The 17531-nt window shown below is 51.0% G+C and carries 16 protein-coding genes, 2 tRNA genes and 1 rRNA gene; 10 read left to right on the top strand and 9 right to left on the bottom strand.

Going from position 1 to position 17531, the window contains the following annotated elements; genetic code table 11:
• From rrf to BZG14_RS01105, 3 genes are all read left to right on the top strand, one after another.
• A 5S ribosomal RNA gene (gene rrf / locus BZG14_RS16045) occupies window positions 1–89 on the top strand; the annotation flags it as partial.
• A gap of 241 nt (window positions 90–330) precedes the next feature.
• Window positions 331–407: transfer RNA gene (locus BZG14_RS01110), tRNA-Asp, on the top strand.
• 8 nt (window positions 408–415) lie between these two features.
• A tRNA-Trp gene (locus BZG14_RS01105) sits at window positions 416–492 on the top strand.
• Between the two features lie 362 nt (window positions 493–854).
• Here the strand turns inward: BZG14_RS01105 and BZG14_RS01100 are convergent.
• On the bottom strand, window positions 855–1253 hold the full coding sequence (locus BZG14_RS01100) for a gamma-glutamylcyclotransferase family protein (protein WP_077485525.1): 399 nt from the start codon (window positions 1251–1253) through the stop codon (window positions 855–857).
• A 184-nt stretch (window positions 1254–1437) separates the two neighbouring features.
• Here BZG14_RS01100 and BZG14_RS01095 point away from each other — a divergent pair, with 184 nt between their 5' ends.
• A complete protein-coding gene (locus BZG14_RS01095; RefSeq protein ID WP_077607724.1) occupies window positions 1438–2280 on the top strand; it encodes an endonuclease/exonuclease/phosphatase family protein in 843 nt (280 codons plus the stop codon).
• A gap of 33 nt (window positions 2281–2313) precedes the next feature.
• Here the strand turns inward: BZG14_RS01095 and BZG14_RS01090 are convergent, their stop codons facing one another.
• From BZG14_RS01090 to gloB, 3 genes are all read right to left on the bottom strand, one after another.
• Window positions 2314–3003, bottom strand: coding sequence for a YIP1 family protein (locus BZG14_RS01090; RefSeq protein ID WP_327292089.1), 690 nt, complete (start codon window positions 3001–3003; stop codon window positions 2314–2316).
• Window positions 3000–4577, bottom strand: coding sequence for a LysM peptidoglycan-binding domain-containing protein (locus BZG14_RS01085; protein ID WP_108743498.1), 1578 nt, complete (start codon window positions 4575–4577; stop codon window positions 3000–3002). The genes BZG14_RS01090 and BZG14_RS01085 overlap by 4 nt, the downstream gene beginning before the upstream one ends.
• A gap of 70 nt (window positions 4578–4647) precedes the next feature.
• Window positions 4648–5406 carry a hydroxyacylglutathione hydrolase gene (gene gloB, locus BZG14_RS01080; RefSeq protein WP_077607723.1) on the bottom strand — a complete coding sequence of 253 codons (759 nt, stop codon included), beginning with the start codon at window positions 5404–5406 and terminating at the stop codon, window positions 4648–4650.
• Between the two features lie 33 nt (window positions 5407–5439).
• Here gloB and BZG14_RS01075 point away from each other — a divergent pair, with 33 nt between their 5' ends.
• Window positions 5440–6165, top strand: a complete 726-nt coding sequence (locus BZG14_RS01075) for a methyltransferase domain-containing protein (RefSeq protein WP_077607722.1) — start codon at window positions 5440–5442, stop codon at window positions 6163–6165.
• A gap of 8 nt (window positions 6166–6173) precedes the next feature.
• On the opposite strand, the gene rnhA is transcribed toward BZG14_RS01075, so the two are convergent.
• A complete protein-coding gene (gene rnhA, locus BZG14_RS01070) occupies window positions 6174–6641 on the bottom strand; it encodes a ribonuclease HI (protein ID WP_069361167.1) in 468 nt (155 codons plus the stop codon).
• A gap of 51 nt (window positions 6642–6692) precedes the next feature.
• On the opposite strand from rnhA, the gene dnaQ reads away from it, so the two are divergent.
• Window positions 6693–7415 (top strand): DNA polymerase III subunit epsilon, encoded by a 723-nt coding sequence (dnaQ, locus tag BZG14_RS01065; RefSeq protein WP_069361166.1) that lies wholly within the window; start codon window positions 6693–6695, stop codon window positions 7413–7415.
• 8 nt (window positions 7416–7423) lie between these two features.
• Window positions 7424–8728 carry a TIGR03503 family protein gene (locus BZG14_RS01060; RefSeq protein WP_077485520.1) on the top strand — a complete coding sequence of 435 codons (1305 nt, stop codon included), beginning with the start codon at window positions 7424–7426 and terminating at the stop codon, window positions 8726–8728.
• A gap of 95 nt (window positions 8729–8823) precedes the next feature.
• Here the strand turns inward: BZG14_RS01060 and fadE are convergent, their stop codons facing one another.
• A complete protein-coding gene (fadE, locus tag BZG14_RS01055; protein ID WP_077607721.1) occupies window positions 8824–11268 on the bottom strand; it encodes an acyl-CoA dehydrogenase FadE in 2445 nt (814 codons plus the stop codon).
• Between the two features lie 310 nt (window positions 11269–11578).
• Between fadE and lpcA the strand changes: the two genes are divergently transcribed.
• The gene (gene lpcA / locus BZG14_RS01050) at window positions 11579–12157 is read left to right on the top strand and encodes a D-sedoheptulose 7-phosphate isomerase (protein ID WP_069361163.1); all 579 of its coding nucleotides are present in this window, start codon (window positions 11579–11581) and stop codon (window positions 12155–12157) included.
• Window positions 12158–12179: 22 nt separating this feature from the next.
• Window positions 12180–12968, top strand: coding sequence for a class II glutamine amidotransferase (locus BZG14_RS01045; RefSeq protein WP_077485511.1), 789 nt, complete (start codon window positions 12180–12182; stop codon window positions 12966–12968).
• A gap of 57 nt (window positions 12969–13025) precedes the next feature.
• Here BZG14_RS01045 and purN read toward each other — a convergent pair whose 3' ends face one another.
• On the bottom strand, window positions 13026–13661 hold the full coding sequence (gene purN, locus BZG14_RS01040) for a phosphoribosylglycinamide formyltransferase (RefSeq protein ID WP_077607720.1): 636 nt from the start codon (window positions 13659–13661) through the stop codon (window positions 13026–13028).
• Window positions 13658–14701: a phosphoribosylformylglycinamidine cyclo-ligase gene (gene purM, locus BZG14_RS01035; protein ID WP_077607719.1), complete on the bottom strand. Its 1044-nt coding sequence runs from the start codon at window positions 14699–14701 to the stop codon at window positions 13658–13660. Before purM ends, purN begins: the two co-directional genes overlap by 4 nt.
• A 184-nt stretch (window positions 14702–14885) precedes the next feature.
• Here purM and upp point away from each other — a divergent pair, with 184 nt between their 5' ends.
• The gene (gene upp / locus BZG14_RS01030; protein WP_069361159.1) at window positions 14886–15512 is read left to right on the top strand and encodes a uracil phosphoribosyltransferase; all 627 of its coding nucleotides are present in this window, start codon (window positions 14886–14888) and stop codon (window positions 15510–15512) included.
• 123 nt (window positions 15513–15635) lie between these two features.
• Here upp and dxs read toward each other — a convergent pair whose 3' ends face one another.
• A complete protein-coding gene (dxs, locus tag BZG14_RS01025; protein ID WP_077607718.1) occupies window positions 15636–17510 on the bottom strand; it encodes a 1-deoxy-D-xylulose-5-phosphate synthase in 1875 nt (624 codons plus the stop codon).
• Window positions 17511–17531: the final 21 nt, after the last annotated feature.

Below are 17531 nucleotides of genomic sequence, written 5' to 3'. Positions count from 1 at the left end.
CCTGACTCCATGCCGAACTCAGTAGTGAAACGAAGCAGCGCCGATGGTAGTGTGGGGTCTCCCCATGTGAGAGTAGGACATCGCCAGGCTTGCTTTCTTGTTTTCAGATTTTTGGAAAAATCTGAAGGCAAAAACGCTTATCTTGCTGATTGCTCGATGCTTGTGATAACGATGATGCTCATGTATTGGCATACACTGCGCGTCTCGATTCAACACCCTCATCGCATCAAACAAGATAACTTAATTAGAGCTTAATATTGAGCTTTAGTTAGCAAATATTTAAGCATCAAAGCAATGATATGTAAGACTTTGATGAGACAGAATTGGTGCGGAGTGGTAGTTCAGTTGGTTAGAATACCGGCCTGTCACGCCGGGGGTCGCGGGTTCGAGTCCCGTCCACTCCGCCACTATTTATAGGGGTATAGCTCCAATTGGCAGAGCAGCGGATTCCAAATCCGCGTGTTGGGGGTTCGAATCCCTCTACCCCTGCCATCTAAAAAGCATCGACGTTCGTCGGTGCTTTTTTTTTATCTCAATACTACTGATAGACTAACTAATGGATAGTTGTGGTTGTGACATCAAAATCCGCGTGTTAGGGGCTGGGTCGCCAGCCCGCTGGGTCGCCAGTCCGATCGAATCCCTCTACCCCTGCCACTTGAAAAGCACTGACATCCGTCAGTGCTTTTTTTTGATTTCAATATTACCGATAGGCTATCTTATGGATGGTTTTTGGCGTGACATCGACATCCGCGTGTTGGGGGCTGGAGCGCCAGTTCGATCGACTCCCTCTAGCCCTGCCACTTAAAAAGCACCGACTTGCATCGGTGCTTTTTTATATCTATTCAACGACTCTTCTAATAGTTTTTGGCGACAAATTGGCTTGGCCCAGTCGCATCAGGCTGGTGATTAAAACAAAGTTCATAGGTGAATGCTGTTGTATGCTGGGCGTGTTGACTGCTTTTGCTTTTGTACTCTACCTCAACAATCACCCGTTGGTAGCCAGCGCCTTCGAATGCATCAATGTGAGGGAGAAAGTGAGATAAATCGTCTGCTTTCAAAAGCCAGCCCTCTACCCGATTATTTGGATTATCACTGAGCTCTATACCCGGACAACCCGAGGCCGATCCCCAACCACGGTCTGTGCGTATTGCTTGTATACTCGCGGGAAACCATTGCCCATGGACATCCGCAAGCACGTGGTGATTTGTGCCTTCTGGACACAGGGTTCCGTATACGAAGAGGTTGTTAAGCATAGGCGTCGCTCCATGAATGCACCTTGTTATTATTTCTCTTCTATCCTATCTCTGAGTTGAAGTAAGCAGCAAGTAATAACTGAGAGCAACCACTTGTATTTCAGCCTTCATGATCGCAAAATCAGCGGCCATTCTAATAACAACCTATACTCACACTGGCAAGCGCTATGGTGGTGACTAAGCAATGAAAAGACGTATTGGTAAGGTAGTGGCATGGGGGAGTGCTATTTTCGTCCCTGCTGCGGTGATTGGTGTCAATGGCTACTTCACCGTGCCTGACAGCACCCAACTCCATACGGTGTCTGGTATACATCGCCAATGCGTTGATTACACACATTCTTTACCGCTTGACGAACAAGGCCGTTTTTCATTATTGGTATGGAATATTTATAAACAACAGCGTCCCCAGTGGGACACTGCGTTAAGTCAGTATCACCAACCTCACCGCTTGATGTTGTTGCAAGAGGCAAGCTTTGGTCCACAATTAGCACGTTGGATCACGCAGGCGTCATTGCACTATGACCAAGCTTATGCGTTTGCGATGCAAGATGCTGTTGCAGGGGTGATGAACCTTTCCAAAGTGAACCCTTTGCACAGTTGTGCGTATACTGCGGTCGAGCCTTATCTGCGCCTTCCTAAAAGTGCTCTATATAGTGAGTATAAGCTCTCCAATGGAGAGCGCCTTGCGGTGGTGAATATTCATAGCATTAACTTTACTTATGCAATGGCCGCTTATAAGAAACAATTGGCCGCTTTGGAGCAAGCTTTGGCGCGTGWCGATGGGCCGATTATTTTAGCTGGTGACTTTAATACTTGGTCTCAGCGGCGGTTAGACGCGGTAAGAGCGATGGTCACGCGTTTGTCATTGCAAGAAATGCGTTATCACCCCGATGAGCGAATGACTAAATTTGGGTTGCCGTTGGATCATGTTTTCTACCGTGGCTTATCGGTAGAAAAGGCGAGCGCAATTGATAATGGTGCCTCCGATCACGCAGCGATAGAGGCACAACTGAAAGTGACAGGATAGAGGCAGCGAGGGGGTTTCCCTCGCTGAATTTTCCTAGCTTAAYGCTATGACGATGGCCCAACTGGCAAAAACGGCAACCCAAGGCAGGGTAGCAACGACGATCGCTTTGCCATGATTGAGTGGTGTCCAAGTACCGATAACCGTAATGCTTAATACCCAGTACCACGGGAGTAGCAATGGCAAGCTTGCTGCCCATGCACTCCATGGCGAGGCGAGTGGTAATTTAAGTAAGCCATTAAGGCTATTTAAATCCGCATGAGCCGGCAAAATAAAACCGGATGATAAGGTCATATTGGTATAGCTTGCCAAATCGCCCACGACCGCGGGTAAAAAGATAAAGCAAGAGGCCGCGAGCCAATGACGATAGCCAAAATTAGGGGCTTCTTGTTTGGTGGCTAACCGAAACCACAGTGCCAAGGAAAAAATGACCGCCGCTCGGCCAAACCAATCTCCGAGCACTTCAGAGGCAAGCAGTGTTTCACGTTGTAACCACTTTTCAGCGTCTGCAGGTGGCATCGATAATTGTTGCGCGAGTGCTTGCTGAAGCGCGGCAAGGTTGGTGTGATCAAAATAAGCACTCCAAAATGCAATAGCGCTTAGGCACATAAGCAAATAAGCCAACCAGCCCCATACCGGGCGCTGGCTTAATGCAGCAAAGCATGCACTGGGACGAAGAACGATGTCTCTTAAGGCAAACAGTGGATTGGCTGACGCTTGCATCATGAGCCGCTACTCCGAGAAATGTCGATATGCAGTGTTAGCTTTTGACCGGGTTGGATATATGTGCTTTGTCGTAACTGGTTCCATTTAACCAGCTCGGCGACTGATACATTGTAGCGTTGTGCAATACTGCTCAAGGAATCACCTTGTCGAATTCTGTAGGTAATCGTGCGGATGCGACGTGCATCTCCCTCTTTATCCCAAACGACCAACGTCTGGCCAATGCTGAGGGTGTCGCGAGGACTCATGCCGTTCCACTTAGCGAGCTGACGATAATCAACGTCATAACGGCGGGCGATTGTCCAAAAACTGTCGCCTTGGCGCACGGTGTGGGTGCGCTTGTGGCCATCTCGCTCCGCCGCTTGCAATGCCGCGAGGCGCTGTGGTGCGCTTAGCGTGTATTGTGATTCATCTTTCAGCGAAACAGGGATCATCAGGCGCTGACCCACGCGAATACGTGAGGAGCGGAGTTGGTTAGCACGTTTTAATACCTTGACGGTGGTGTTGTACTCCGCCGCGATTTCACTCAGGCTATCACCTGACTTCACCGCATAACGTTCCACACGAAGCCCTTGGTTGTCATTTTTAGCCAACTCAGTATTAAAGCGTTCCACATTGTCGTTGGGCAATAATAAGTGGGTGGGGCCTGATGGTGACGTTGCCCAATGGTTATACGCAGGGTTAAGGCTTTGAAGCTCTGAGACACTTAAACCGGCATAGTTAGCCGCGAGCGCCAGATCCATCTGCATCTTAGGATCGACCAAGGTCAGTGCTGGCTGATTGGGGATTTCTGGCACGTCGAGTCCATACTGCTCTTGGTGGCGCAGTACATCGCCAAGGGCGATTAGCTTAGGCACATAGCTGCTGGTTTCTTTTGGGAGGTCCAAATGCCAAAAGTCGGTGGGCTTTCCGCGTTGCTCGTTGCGACGAATAGCGCGAGCCACGCGTCCTTCGCCGGAGTTATATGCAGCGATAGCGTGTAACCAGTTGCCATCAAACATGCCATGCAAGTACTCGAGGTAATCGAGTGCCGCATCGGTTGATTGCACCACATCACGCCGGCCGTCGTACCACCAATTTTGTTCCAGGCCAAAACGGCGGCCTGTTGCTGGGACAAATTGCCAAAGGCCAGCCGCCCGGCCATGCGAGTAAGCAAATTGATCAAACGAGCTTTCTACGACTGGAAGCAACGCCAACTCTAAGGGCATGTTGCGCGCTTCGACCTTTTCTACGATCAGGTGTAAAAACGGCGTAGCGCGCTCAGCGACCGTGGCAAGGTGATTAGGATACTTTAAGTACCAATTACGATAACGGCGCACCGAGGCATTATCAGGCACGGGAAGCGAAAGCTGCATACTGATGCGCTGCCACACATCATTTTGTTTTTGCGGGGAAAGTACCGTAGGCGTCGCGGGTATGGTTTTCTTGGGCGTCTCTGAGGCTTTATCAGGCGAGCGCGTTGTTTCTTTTGCGACAACGGGCGGTGCCTCGGAGGCGATATCCGCATTTTGAGCGTCGCCGATAGACTGACAGCCGCTCAGCAACAGCGTGCTCAATATAACAAAACGGTACTTCATTGCATAAAACCTTCGTCCAAAATAGCCGATGATGATAGGGGCTGGCCTCATTGATGACAAGAGACTCAGCTCAAAATTCGTCCTTCCACTGCCGCAGCGCTCGGAAAACGGCAAGCTCATCGTCGGCTGCAGTGCGACCTGCAACCGCTTGAATGACCGTCGGCTCTTGGGTACGCAAAAACGGGTTAATACGCTTTTCTCGCTCAATGGTACTGGGGAGCGTTTGCTTACCTTGGGCGCGTAAGCGGTTCACTTCTTCTCGGTACAAGTGTAATGCGTCGTTTTCAGGCTCTATAGTCAGCGCAAACGCGACATTGGCGGCGGTATACTCATGGGCGCAATACACTTGGGTCTCGATGGGTAGCGATGCTAGCTTTTTCAATGAGTTAAGTGATTGCTCCGCAGTGCCACCGAGTAAGCGGCCACAACCGGCTGAAAACAAGGCATCGCCACAGAACAGCTTACCATCGCCGACAAACGCAATGTGATCGTCGGTGTGGCCCTCGACACCGACGACCAAAAAGCGATGGTCAAAGACATCAATTTGGTCACCGTCACCGACCGCCATTGAACGTTGAGGTATTGGATGAACATCCGGGCCGATCACTTTCGCGTTTGGCGCATAACGTACAAGATCGTCAATGCCATTGGTGTGATCCCAATGGTGGTGCGTGATAAGAATGCACGATAAAGTCAATGAATTCGCTTTAAGGTAGTCAATAACCTGACTTGCTTCACCCGGATCGACCACGGCGCAGCGATTATCTTCACTAATAATGAGCCATATGTAATTATCGTTAAATGCAGGTATGCTTTTTACATGAAGCATTGGGTTCTCCAGCGATAGAATGAGCCTTAATCAATGAAACCAGCGCGCATAGAACATCAGTTTGACTATCCCTATACGTGGGACCAAGTTGCTTACGGTGATTGGGCGCGCACCCAATTGCAAACTCGGTTGGATGAATGGCTACCGACCTTATTTGGCTACCACTTGCTGAAACTGGGCGGCTTAAGCTGCGAGCTAGTCAGTGAACAGTGTAACATTCAACACCAAGTGTGTGTCGACCAACATAACCCAATGCGCAATGTGACCGCGACACACTATGCCTTGCCATTTATCGAGAAATCTTTTGATGCCTGTGTATTAGCGCACCAACTTGATTATAGCGATGATCCGCACCGTTTATTGCGGGAGGTTGATCGTGTGATGATTGATGACGCTTGCTTGATCATCTCGGGTGTTAACCCCATAAGCTTTTTGGGCGTAAAAAAACTGCTACGTGGCAAGCATCAAAGGCTCCCTTGGGCAGGACGTATGTTTTCACCTCTTCGCGTTAAAGATTGGTTGAKTGTGATGAATTATGAGGTGGTTGAGGCGCACCAGATGGGACTGTGGCCGACGCAGCGACCCAGCGCTCGGCACGCTTGGGTAGAGAGTAGCGCCAGTATGGTGACACCTGCGCTTGGCTCCATTTATTTGATTATTGCCCGTAAGCGTAGCTACCCATTAAAACCGATTAAGCCTCGTTGGAAGCTCAAGCAAGCGGTCTCACCGCTGGGCGGGGTTGTTCCCAACGGCGGCTAGAAATAGGTTTAGTCTGCAGGCTGATAACCTTCATCGATCTCTGTCGGGTGGTTGGCAGCGTCGCGCGCGAGTTCGTCACAACGCTCATTTTCTGGGTGTCCAGCGTGGCCTTTCACCCAGTTCCACGTGATCTGATGCTTAGATGCCGCTTGATCAAGCTGTTGCCATAAATCGGCATTTTTCACCGGTTTCTTATCCGCCGTCTTCCATTGGCGTTTTTTCCAATTATGGATCCATTGGGTGATCCCTTGTCGAACGTACTGGCTGTCAGTGGTGAGAGTCACGTTACAGCTCGTGTTAAGCGCATTTAAGCCGACAATGGCCGCCATCAGCTCCATGCGATTATTGGTGGTGAGGGTGAAACCGGCACTCAAGGTTTTTTCATGTTGTTTGTAGCGCATCACCACGCCATAGCCGCCCGGTCCCGGATTGCCGAGACAAGAACCGTCTGTGAAAATTTCTACCTGCTTGGTCATCTTTGATACTATTGGCTATTCATCTGAGCCAAGTTTGACATAGTTATTGCCATGAAAGCGAATTACGATCGCCTCGTTGTGCTTGATACCGAAACCACCGGTATGAACCGCGAAGGGGGGCCGCATTACCAAGGCCACAATATTATTGAAATCGGCGCGGTAGAGATCATCAACCGTAAGCTCACGGGGCGGCACTTTCATGCCTATATCAAGCCCACTCGTGCTATCGACCCTGAGGCGATTTCGGTACACGGTATCACCGATGCCTTTTTGGCCGATAAGCCGCAATACGCGCAAATCCATCAAGCCTTTGTTGATTTTATCCAAGGGGCGGAGCTGATCGCTCATAACGCGCCCTTTGATGTGGGGTTTATGGATCATGAGTTCAAAAACCTAGGTGTCTCGCTGCAAACCACTGAGCTTTGCACCATTACAGACACCTTAGCGATGGCGAAGAAAATCTTCCCTGGAAAGCGTAATAACCTGGATGTGTTGTGCGATCGCTACGGTATTGATAACTCTCGGCGAACGCTTCACGGCGCGTTGTTGGATGCGGAGATCCTCGCTGACGTTTACCTATTAATGACGGGGGGACAAACCAACCTGTCATTTAATGCGGGAACGGAGACGGATAATGCGAGCCCAATGGCTCCAAGAACCGTTAAGCGCCAGAAATCGCTAAAGGTTATTCCTGCATCGGCCGATGAAATGAGTGCGCATGAAGCGCGTTTAGACTTTATTGAGCAAAACGGTAGCTGTCTTTGGCGACAGTAGGAGAAGGCATGAAGAAACGATGGTGGGCGGTGTGTGTTTGTTTTCCCTTGTTAGCACACGCTAACGAGCAAGAAATTCGTCTGCTGGAAAATCGTTTCCGTGTTGATCCAACCATTGAGCGTGCGGCCTTCGTAATTTATCGAGAAAAGCCAAGCATGCCGGTGGTGTTGGTACGTCCGGACGGCACCAAATATTATGCATGGCGTCACCCAGACAAAGTATCCTGGCATCAAGAAGCAGATATGGACATTGTGTCGGTGACCGACCCCATGCCAGGGCCATGGCAAGCGATTGGCCGGGTGAGTCCTGACAACAAAGTCCGTGTTTTAAGCGATTTGCGTATGCAGGTTGAAGACTTACCCAGCCGTCTTTATCAAGGCGAGGCGGTCAAGTTTACTGCACAGCTCATGCTGGGGGACAAGCCACTTAACTTGCGTGATTTTATTGAGCGTGTCGATTTAACGGTTAATTTTACCGAATTTATCGAAAATCCTGAATCACTTAACCCAGACCAACGCCCTCAACCCAAATCCTTGGGACAATTTAGTGACGATGGTACTGGGCTCGATGAGACGCCGAATGACGGTGTGTTTACCGTTTCTTTGCCGATTAATGTGATGCCGGGAAAATACCGCGCACGCGTGACCTCGGGCAATGGCATTTTTTTCCGCACGCTAGAGCAACAAGTCTTAGTCTACCCGACACCGTTAATGGCCACGTTTAAACAAAGCCAAGCAGAGGGCGAACCGCATCAATTGGTTGTTCAGTCCGAGCAGGCCAGTATTGAGCCTGGCAGCGTATCTGTTCACGCTAAATTCACCGATACGGAAGGAAAAACCACGGTCTACCAAACCACTGCTGAGGAAGAGCAGGAAACTATTACGCTCGATATTCCTTATGCCAGTACACCTGGACAATATAAGTGGCGAACAACCTTGTATGCGACGGATCAGTTGTCGGGACGTCCCTTAGTTTTCCCGCTTCCTGAACAAACCTTTGCGGTCACCGATTACGCAGCGCTGGAACAAGCCGAAGCAGAGCGCGAAGCACGTGAAAAAGCGATGATGGAAGCGGCAGAGGCGCGCCGCCAACAGCGGGCTCGCGAAGAGGCACGAACCACCTCCCTGTTGATCATTGGCTTAGGTAACTTATTGGTGATGTTGATGGGGGCTGCAACCTGGTTTGTCTTGCGAAAACGCAAGGCGCGTAAATTGGCTGAAGCGGCGCAAGAGCTGGAAGCGCCCCCGCTGGACAGCGACGGAGACGATCAAGGAAGTGAGCTTGGTATGGATAAACCGGATAAGAACGACTAGCACTGTGGTGCGAGTAAGCTCATCTATTCGGGGAAATAAAAAAGAGAGGGAAGCCCTCTCTTTTTGACGTCAAGCTATCGATGCGGAAAACACAGTTAAGCCGCGTTATGCATCTTGCTCTCCTTGATTGACGCTGCAGGTAGCTCTGACGGGTCAAAGTCATCGACATTGATCGTTTCAAGTCGGCCTTGCTCGGCTTCTCGCAATAGTTCGGCTTCTTGCTCGGTGATCACACCGGCGCTTAAGCCTTTATCCGCGACTTGGTCAAGGAACATAAACGGCAGCTTTTCACCGATCCCCTCGCACACTTTCTTGTGAATAGGTTCAGCGTTCAAAATATCGTGCAGCGCTTTTTCGATGTTACCAATCGCATTACCAGGCTCGAAGTACTGACCACGACCGAGGCGGTCACGTGTCGCACTGGGTGATTGTAAAATGACGGCCAGTTTGCCATCGAGACGATCGCCAGGTTGACGGCGTCCTTTACCCAGCGGGAATACCAGTGCGCGGACTAAGCCGGCAATCGCCTTGTTGGGGAAGTTAGCGATAAAGCCATCCAGTGCTTGCTCAGCTTGGTACATGGCGTCTTGCATGCCCCAATGAACCAAAGGCAGATCCTCTTTTTGGTAACCTTCATCGGCATAGCGTTTCATGGTGGCCGACGCTAGGTAAAGCTGGCTCAGCACATCGCCAAGGCGCGCAGACAGGCGCTCTTTGCGCTTGAGGTTACCGCCTAATACTGCCATCGAGACATCGGCAAGCAGCGCGAGCGCGGCACTGTAGCGGTTCATCTGCTGGTAATAGCGGCGTGTTGCGTCTTTGCGTGGCGCTTTTGACAAACGACCATCAGTGAGGCCGAGCCAGAAAGCACGTGCAACATTGCTAAACACGAAGCCAACGTGGCCAAACAAGGCTTTATCAAATGCGGCAAGGGCCGCTTGCTGATCGCTATTCTCGCTGGCACGAATTTCATCTAAGACAAATGGGTGACAACGAATCGCCCCCTGGCCAAAGATAATCATTGAGCGGGTCAGAATATTCGCACCTTCCACGGTGATAGCAATCGGTGAACCCTGGTAATTCCGGCCCAAATAGTTTTTCGGCCCTAAGCAGATGCCTTTACCACCAATAACATCCATCGCATCAATGACGCTCTGCTGGCTACGGTGGGTACAGTGATATTTGACGATTGCCGAGATAACAGAAGGTTTTTCGCCTGCATCAATCCCTGTCACGGTCAGCGCGCTGGCAGCATCCATCACGTAGGCGTTGCCTGCAATGCGCGCGAGAGGCTCTTCAATCCCTTCCATTTTACCAATTGGCAATTTGAACTGACGACGGATGCGTGCGTAGGCTCCGGTAGCCAGTGCCGCGGATTTTAGCCCACCCGTGGTGTTAGATGGCAGGGTAATACCGCGACCAATTGACAAGCACTCCATCAGCATCCGCCAGCCTTGGCCTGCCATTTTTTGCCCGCCAATAATAAAGTCCATCGGAACGAAGACGTCGTTGCCTTGCGTTGGACCGTTTTGGAAAGGTACGTTCAATGGGAAATGGCGGCGACCAATTTGCACACCTTCCATATCGGTTGGGATCAATGCGCAAGTGATGCCGAGCTCATCTTGATCACCGAGTAAATGATCGGGGTCGCGTAGCTTAAATGCCAAGCCTAAGACAGTCGCTACTGGTGCAAGCGTGATATAGCGTTTGTTCCAGGTGATTTTCATCCCCAGTACTTCTTCACCGTTCCAAACGCCTTTGGTCACTACGCCGTAGTCTGGAATAGAGCCCGCATCCGAACCGGCTTCTGGGCTGGTCAACGCAAAACAAGGGATTTCTTTACCTTGGGCCAAACGAGGGAGGTAATGGTCTTTTTGCTCGGTAGTGCCGTAATGCTGGAGCAATTCACCTGGGCCTAGTGAGTTAGGGACCCCCACAGTGGATGACAGCACACCAGACACGCCTGACAGTTTTTGCAGCACCAAGGATTGCGCGTAGGCAGAAAATTCCAAGCCACCATATTGCTTTTTGATGATCATGGCGAAGAATTTGTTGTCTTTCAAATATTGCCAAACATCCTCGGGCAGGTCAGCGAGTTCATGCGTGACTTGGTAGTCATCCACCATGCGGCAGACTTCGTTGACCGGTCCATCTAAAAATGCCTGCTCTTCCGCACTCAGCGTCGGGGCGGGAATGTCATGCAGTTTGTTCCAATCCGGCGCGCCACGGAATAGATCCGCTTCCCACCAGACTGTCCCCGCATCAATCGCTTCTTTTTCCGTCGCTGACATTTCCGGCATCACAGCCTTAAACGCTTTGAATGCTGGCTTGCTGAGCCAGTTGCGACGAAACGTCACGATATTGAGCGGCAACGCGATCACGGCAAAGATCAACCAAGTGATCTCCCCGACGCTGCCCATGATTGTCCCTACAACTAGTCCGGCTGCGAGCACGGCAGTCGATACCAGCAGCTTAGCACGATGGTATGCGAGTACACCGGCCAGTATTAGCATGGCGGCGATATATAACCCTGTTGCCATCACGTCATCTCCTTAGGTTTGGGTTAGCTCTTCCTGTTGTGGTAAGAGGTCGTACCACTCAATGTAAGCAAATAATTAACGAATTGTAAAATGATACGGTGTGACCTAGCTTGCAAGGTGAGAAAATCACCACCTGGGGATGGGGACAACTGGCAAGATAGGTTGCCATTCAAGCAAACGTGACCTAGCTCGCTTGTCGGGAGGGCGCGGCAGTCGACAGCCGTAAAACGATGCGGGTACACTGGCAGTTATGTGACGTCACGCCTGTCAGGCGACATCATCAGATATTTGTTAACAGTGGGAAGGTGCCATGTACCAAGATATTATTCGCGGTGAGCTAACAGAAGCTGCCGATGTGTTAACAGCGTTTTTAAGTGATGACAATAATATTCAGCAAATCGAGAAAGCCGCGAAACTGCTGGCCGATAGCTTTAAGGCCAGTGGCAAGGTACTCTCTTGCGGCAATGGTGGCTCGCATTGCGATGCCATGCATTTTGCCGAAGAGTTGACCGGACGCTACCGAGAAAATCGTCCTGGTTATCCAGCGATTGCCATTTCAGATCCAAGTCATATTTCTTGCGTATCGAATGACTTTGGCTACGAGTATGTTTTCTCGCGTTACCTTGAAGCGGTGGGCATGAAAGGCGACGTATTGTTTGGGCTCTCCACATCGGGTAATTCGGGGAATATCCTCAATGCTATTGATGTTGCCAAACAAAAAGGCATCAAGACCATTATGCTCACGGGAAAAGACGGCGGCAAAATGGCAGGTCTCGCTGATATCGAAATCCGTGTGCCTCACTTTGGTTATGCGGATCGTATTCAGGAAGTCCATATCAAAATTATCCATATTCTTATCCAGCTAGTGGAAAAGGAAATGGCAGCGTAACTCCGCGGAGGTAGATGAAAGAATGTGCGAGCTGCTTGGCATGAGTGCCAACGTCCCAACCGATATTTGTTTTAGCTTTACTGGCTTGATTCAGCGCGGCGGTAAAACGGGCCCGCATCGCGATGGCTGGGGGATCACCTTTTATGAAGGCAAAGGGTTTCGCACCTTTAAAGATCCGGCACCCAGTAGCCAATCTAAGGTCGCAGAGCTGGTCACCAGTTATCCGATAAAAAGCTGTGCGGTGGTTAGCCATATTCGCCAAGCAAATCGAGGTGGGATCAGCTTAGAAAACACACATCCTTTCACTCGTGAGATCTGGGGGCGTTATTGGACCTTTGCTCACAATGGTCAGTTATCTGGGTTTGAGAGCCTGGATACTGGGCACTTTAAACCTGTTGGGGATACGGACAGTGAAAAAGCCTTTTGTTGGTTATTGAATGAGTTGTTCAAGCACTACCCGCAACAGCCAGACAATATGTGTGAGGTGTTTGACTTTATCGCGTCACGCTGTGATCGTCTGCGCGCGCTGGGTGTCTACAACATGCTGTTTAGCGATGGCGACTATGTTATGGCTTATTGCACCAATAACCTCCACTGGATCACGCGCCGTGCCCCGTTTGGCAAAGCCAGCCTGATCGACCAAGAAATGACGGTCGATTTTCACGAGCAAACCACGCCTAACGATGTGGTGACCGTGATTGCTACGCAGCCCCTTACCAACAACGAGTGCTGGCATAAGATGGCTGAAGGGGAATATTGTGTGTTTCACTTTGGCGAGGTGTATTGCCACAATCACACATCGGTTTCTTAGCGGACATAAATTAAGGCGCGAAGGCGCCTTAGTTTATGTTGTCAGTGTCTGTGCAGGCTAGGCCTCTGCGGCGTAACCTGCTGGTCCAAGCGTTTGGCCATCAAGCCAGGCACTGTCCTCTTCCATCTTCAGTCGGCCATCGACAAACCATTTGACCACCAGTGGGTAGATCCTGTGCTCTTGTTGTTGGACGCGCGCGGCGACAGACTCAGCGTCGTCGTCCTCAAAAATAGGCACGCGAGCTTGGAGTACCACTGGCCCACCGTCAAGCTCTTCAGTGACAAAATGCACCGATGTACCATGCTCGGTATCGCCAGCATCAATCGCGCGCTGGTGAGTGTGCAGTCCGGTGTATTTGGGAAGCAGTGAGGGGTGAATGTTGAGCATTCGCCCCGCATAGTGGGCAACGAAACCTGGGGTTAAAATACGCATAAAGCCGGCCAGTACGACGAGATCGGGCTGATAGGCATCTAACGCTCGAATAAGCGCCGCATCATACTCTTCCCGGCTAGCATAATCGGTGTTGGCAACCACTTGAGCCGGTATGCCCGCGTGCTCGGCACGCGTCAGACCATACGCATTCGCTTTGTTAGCGACTACCGCGGCAATCTGTGCGTGTTGCTGGTGGATGCTATCAATCAATGCTTGCAAATTGGAGCCGCTGCCGGAAATTAATACGACAATGCGCTTCATGCTTTCAGCTCCACCTGTGCGTCGTCGCCCGTCGCGTGAGCAATATGGCCCAACTGCCAGGCGGTTTCGCCGGCTTGATTTAACAGAGTAATTGCTTTATCAGCTTCAGCCTGAGGGAGTGCAATCACAAGCCCCACTCCACAGTTAAAGGTGCGCAGCATTTCGTAGTCACTGACGTTGCCTTTTTCTTGCAACCAGTTAAACACTGCCGGCCATTGCCAACTGGTATTGTCGATCACCGCCTTGGTTCCATCGGGCAATACGCGGGGGATGTTCTCCCAAAAGCCGCCACCTGTGATATGAGAAATCGCATGGATGGGCGCTTGCTCAAGCAGGGCTAATACGGATTTAACGTAAATGCGGGTCGGGGCGAGCAAGTGATCGATGAGTGGTAGGCCTTCTAAGTCGTCACTCAGGTTTGCTTGACTGACGTCGAGGATCTTGCGGATCAGTGAGTAGCCGTTTGAATGCGGGCCACTCGACGCAAGGCCAATCAAGGCGTCGCCATCGCTGACTTGGCTCCCATCTATGATGGCCGATTTTTCGGCAACACCGACACAAAAACCAGCCACATCGTAATCATCGCCGCTGTACATACCCGGCATTTCTGCCGTCTCACCACCGATAAGGGCGCAGCCCGCTTGCTGGCAGCCTTGGGCGATGCCGGTCACCACGTCGGCGGCGACGTCAACATCTAATTTACCTGTGGCGTAGTAGTCGAGGAAAAAGAGAGGCTCAGCACCTTGTACGATCAGATCGTTAACGCACATTGCAACCAGATCGATGCCGATAGTGTCGTGTTTATTGGCATCCAGTGCCAAGCGTAGTTTGGTTCCCACGCCGTCTGTACCAGAGACCAATACCGGTTCTTTGTATTTAGTGGGCAATGAACAAAGCGCGCCAAAGCCACCTAAACCTCCCATGACTTCGGGACGGTGCGTTTGTTTTACTACCCCTTTAATGCGGTCGACTAGTGCGTTACCCGCGTCAATATCGACGCCAGCGTCCTTATAGCTAAGAGATGATTGTTTACCGCTCACTGCAATTCCTCGCCGGAGTTGGAAGTCAAAAGTCGGCGCTATTCTATCAGTGCATTCAGAGAAAGGAAAACGTTTGCGTAAACGGTTTGGTGAGAATCTGGGCGATATGTCAAGCCCTAAGGCTACGCTAGCAAAAACCTTTCATGTATACTACCGAGAATTTGTTTTTTGTAAGGAGTCTAAGATGAAGGTCGTGGAAGTAAGGCACCCGTTAGTCAAACATAAAATCGGTTTGATGCGCGAGCGAGATATTAGCACCAAACGGTTTCGCGAGCTTGCCACCGAAGTGGGCAGTCTGCTGACTTATGAAGCCACCTCTGACTTCGATACAGAAATAGTGACGATTGATGGCTGGGATGGCCCGGTTAATGTCGATCAAATCAAAGGCAAAAAAGTCACCGTGGTGCCCATTTTGCGCGCAGGGTTGGGCATGATGGATGGGGTGCTTGAACACGTCCCAGGGGCTCGCATCAGTGTCGTCGGCGTATATCGCGATGAAGAAACGCTCGAGCCTGTGCCGTATTTTCATAAGTTGGCGAGCAATATCGATGAGCGCATGGCCTTGGTGGTGGACCCGATGTTGGCGACTGGTGGCTCGATGATTGCGACCATCGACTTGCTTAAAGAGCAGGGCTGTCAGCAGATCAAGGTCTTGGTATTGGTCTCTGCCCCGGAAGGGATTGAGGCATTGAAAAAAGCGCATCCTGATATTGAGCTTTATACCGCGGCTATCGATGAAAAACTGGATGACAAAGGCTATATCGTGCCTGGACTGGGTGATGCGGGCGATAAGATTTTTGGGACCAAGTAATTGTGCGTGAGCAGGCTAAGCCACTGCGTCAATAGTTGCTGAAGCATAAAGAAACCCGCCACTAATCAGCGGGTTTCTTTATATCAGTCGATAGCGCTTGGCTAGCGGTTTAAAGCGGCGCTTCTACTCAGCTAACTTAGCCAAATAGCGCTGGATTTGCGCCTTAATGCCAGGACCATCAAGCTCAAGCTCGGCGTGCATTTCTTGTTGGGTGCCTTGGGAGATAAAGCGATCGGGGAGACCGATTTGCAGCACCGGCTTGATAACCCCATGGCGCATCATGGCTTCAATCACGCCAGAGCCCGCCCCGCCGGCGATCGCATTTTCCTCTACCGTCACGAGGTAGTCGTGCGTGTTGGCCATTTCAAGCAGCAATGCCTCATCCAGTGGTTTGGCAAAGCGCATATCAACCAAGGTGGCATCTAGCGTTTCAGCCGCGTCTAATGCGTGAGGCAACAAGGTGCCAAAGTTCAGCATCGCTATCCGCGTTCCCTGCCGTTTAATCACGCCTTTGCCAAGTGGCACCGCTTGCATCGTTTGTTCAATCTCTGCCCCGATACCACTGCCGCGAGGATAGCGCACCGCCGCTGGCCCATCATGAATATGGCCGGTATACAGCATTTGACGGCACTCGTTTTCGTCACTTGGCGTCATCACGACCAAGTTGGGAACACAGCGTAGATAGCTTAAATCAAAAGCCCCTTGGTGAGTTTGGCCATCCGCGCCAACAATCCCGCCACGATCAATGGCAAACAGCACTGGTAAGTTCATAATTGCCACGTCGTGGATGACTTGGTCATACGCGCGCTGTAAGAAAGTTGAATAAATGGCAACGACTGGGTGGTAAGTACCGATTGCCATGCCAGCGGCCAGCGTGACCGAGTGCTGCTCGGCGATGGCGACATCAAAGTACTTGTCTGGGTGAGCTTTCGAGAAGCGCACCATCCCGGAGCCTTCGCGCATTGCAGGGGTAATGGCGAGAAGTTTGTCGTCTTGCGCCGCCATATCGCATAGCCAGTCACCGAACACATTGGAGAACGTTGGGCTAGTTGGCTTGGATTTAGGCAGTGTGTGCACACTGGGATCAAACTTAGGCACGGCATGATACCCAATCGGATCTTTCTCCGCCGGCTCATAGCCTTTGCCTTTTTTGGTCATCACGTGCAGAAATTGCGGCCCTTTTAAGTGGCGCATGTTCTTGAGGGTTTTGACCAGCTCTTCGACGTCGTGACCATCAATCGGGCCGATGTAGTTAAAGCCCAGCTCTTCAAACATGGTGCCTGGGACAACCATGCCTTTTAGATGTTCTTCCGCGCGACGCACCAACTCTTTGATTGGCGGCGCGCCTGATAAGACTTTCTTACCGCCTTCACGAATACTGGTGTAGACATTGCCAGAGAGGAGTTGGGCAAAGTGGTTATTCATCGCGCCAACATTTTCAGAAATCGACATCTCGTTGTCATTAAGTACCACGAGCATGTCGGGCTTGACATCGCCGGCATGGTTCATGGCTTCAAACGCCATTCCGGCGGTGATCGCCCCATCGCCAATCACGCTAACCACACGCCGGTTATGGCCTTCCTTCTGTGCGCTGATGGCCATGCCTAGGGCGGCACTGATGGATGTGGAGGAGTGGCCAACGGATAACACATCGTAAGGGCTTTCTCCTCGCCACGGAAAGGGGTGTAAACCATCTTTTTTGCGGATCGTTTGCATGCGCTCACGTCGTCCGGTCAGGATCTTGTGAGGATACGCCTGATGGCCCACATCCCATACTAAATGATCGAACGGGGTGTTATAGACATAGTGCAGCGCCACCGTCAGCTCTACGGTGCCAAGTCCAGACGCGAAATGGCCACTTGAATGACTGACTGTGTTGAGTAAGTAGGTCCGTAACTCTTCACAAAGCTGCGGCAGGTGATCGCGTGGTAAGGTACGCAACTCTTCCGGCGTATCAGCAAGAGCGAGAGTCGGGTATTTTGATATATCCAGTGTCATAATGGTTCGGCGCTTTTATTA

Source organism: Salinivibrio sp. IB282 (genome assembly GCF_001995685.1).
Taxonomy (GTDB): Bacteria; Pseudomonadota; Gammaproteobacteria; order Enterobacterales; family Vibrionaceae; genus Salinivibrio; species Salinivibrio kushneri.
This window is presented reverse-complemented; position numbering and strand designations above follow the sequence as displayed.

What these genes read in the sequence shown, in the direction of transcription:
- fadE (WP_077607721.1), bottom strand. Translation starts at nt 11,268, where the DNA reads ATGGCAACAGGGTTATATATCGCCGCCATGCTAATACTGGCCGGTGTA.
- dxs (WP_077607718.1), bottom strand. Translation starts at nt 17,510, where the DNA reads ATGACACTGGATATATCAAAATACCCGACTCTCGCTCTTGCTGATACG.
- BZG14_RS01100 (WP_077485525.1), bottom strand. Translation starts at nt 1,253, where the DNA reads ATGCTTAACAACCTCTTCGTATACGGAACCCTGTGTCCAGAAGGCACA.
- dnaQ (WP_069361166.1), top strand. Translation starts at nt 6,693, where the DNA reads ATGAAAGCGAATTACGATCGCCTCGTTGTGCTTGATACCGAAACCACC.
- rnhA (WP_069361167.1), bottom strand. Translation starts at nt 6,641, where the DNA reads ATGACCAAGCAGGTAGAAATTTTCACAGACGGTTCTTGTCTCGGCAAT.
- upp (WP_069361159.1), top strand. Translation starts at nt 14,886, where the DNA reads ATGAAGGTCGTGGAAGTAAGGCACCCGTTAGTCAAACATAAAATCGGT.
- BZG14_RS01045 (WP_077485511.1), top strand. Translation starts at nt 12,180, where the DNA reads ATGTGCGAGCTGCTTGGCATGAGTGCCAACGTCCCAACCGATATTTGT.
- purN (WP_077607720.1), bottom strand. Translation starts at nt 13,661, where the DNA reads ATGAAGCGCATTGTCGTATTAATTTCCGGCAGCGGCTCCAATTTGCAA.
- BZG14_RS01060 (WP_077485520.1), top strand. Translation starts at nt 7,424, where the DNA reads ATGAAGAAACGATGGTGGGCGGTGTGTGTTTGTTTTCCCTTGTTAGCA.
- lpcA (WP_069361163.1), top strand. Translation starts at nt 11,579, where the DNA reads ATGTACCAAGATATTATTCGCGGTGAGCTAACAGAAGCTGCCGATGTG.
- gloB (WP_077607723.1), bottom strand. Translation starts at nt 5,406, where the DNA reads ATGCTTCATGTAAAAAGCATACCTGCATTTAACGATAATTACATATGG.
- BZG14_RS01085 (WP_108743498.1), bottom strand. Translation starts at nt 4,577, where the DNA reads ATGAAGTACCGTTTTGTTATATTGAGCACGCTGTTGCTGAGCGGCTGT.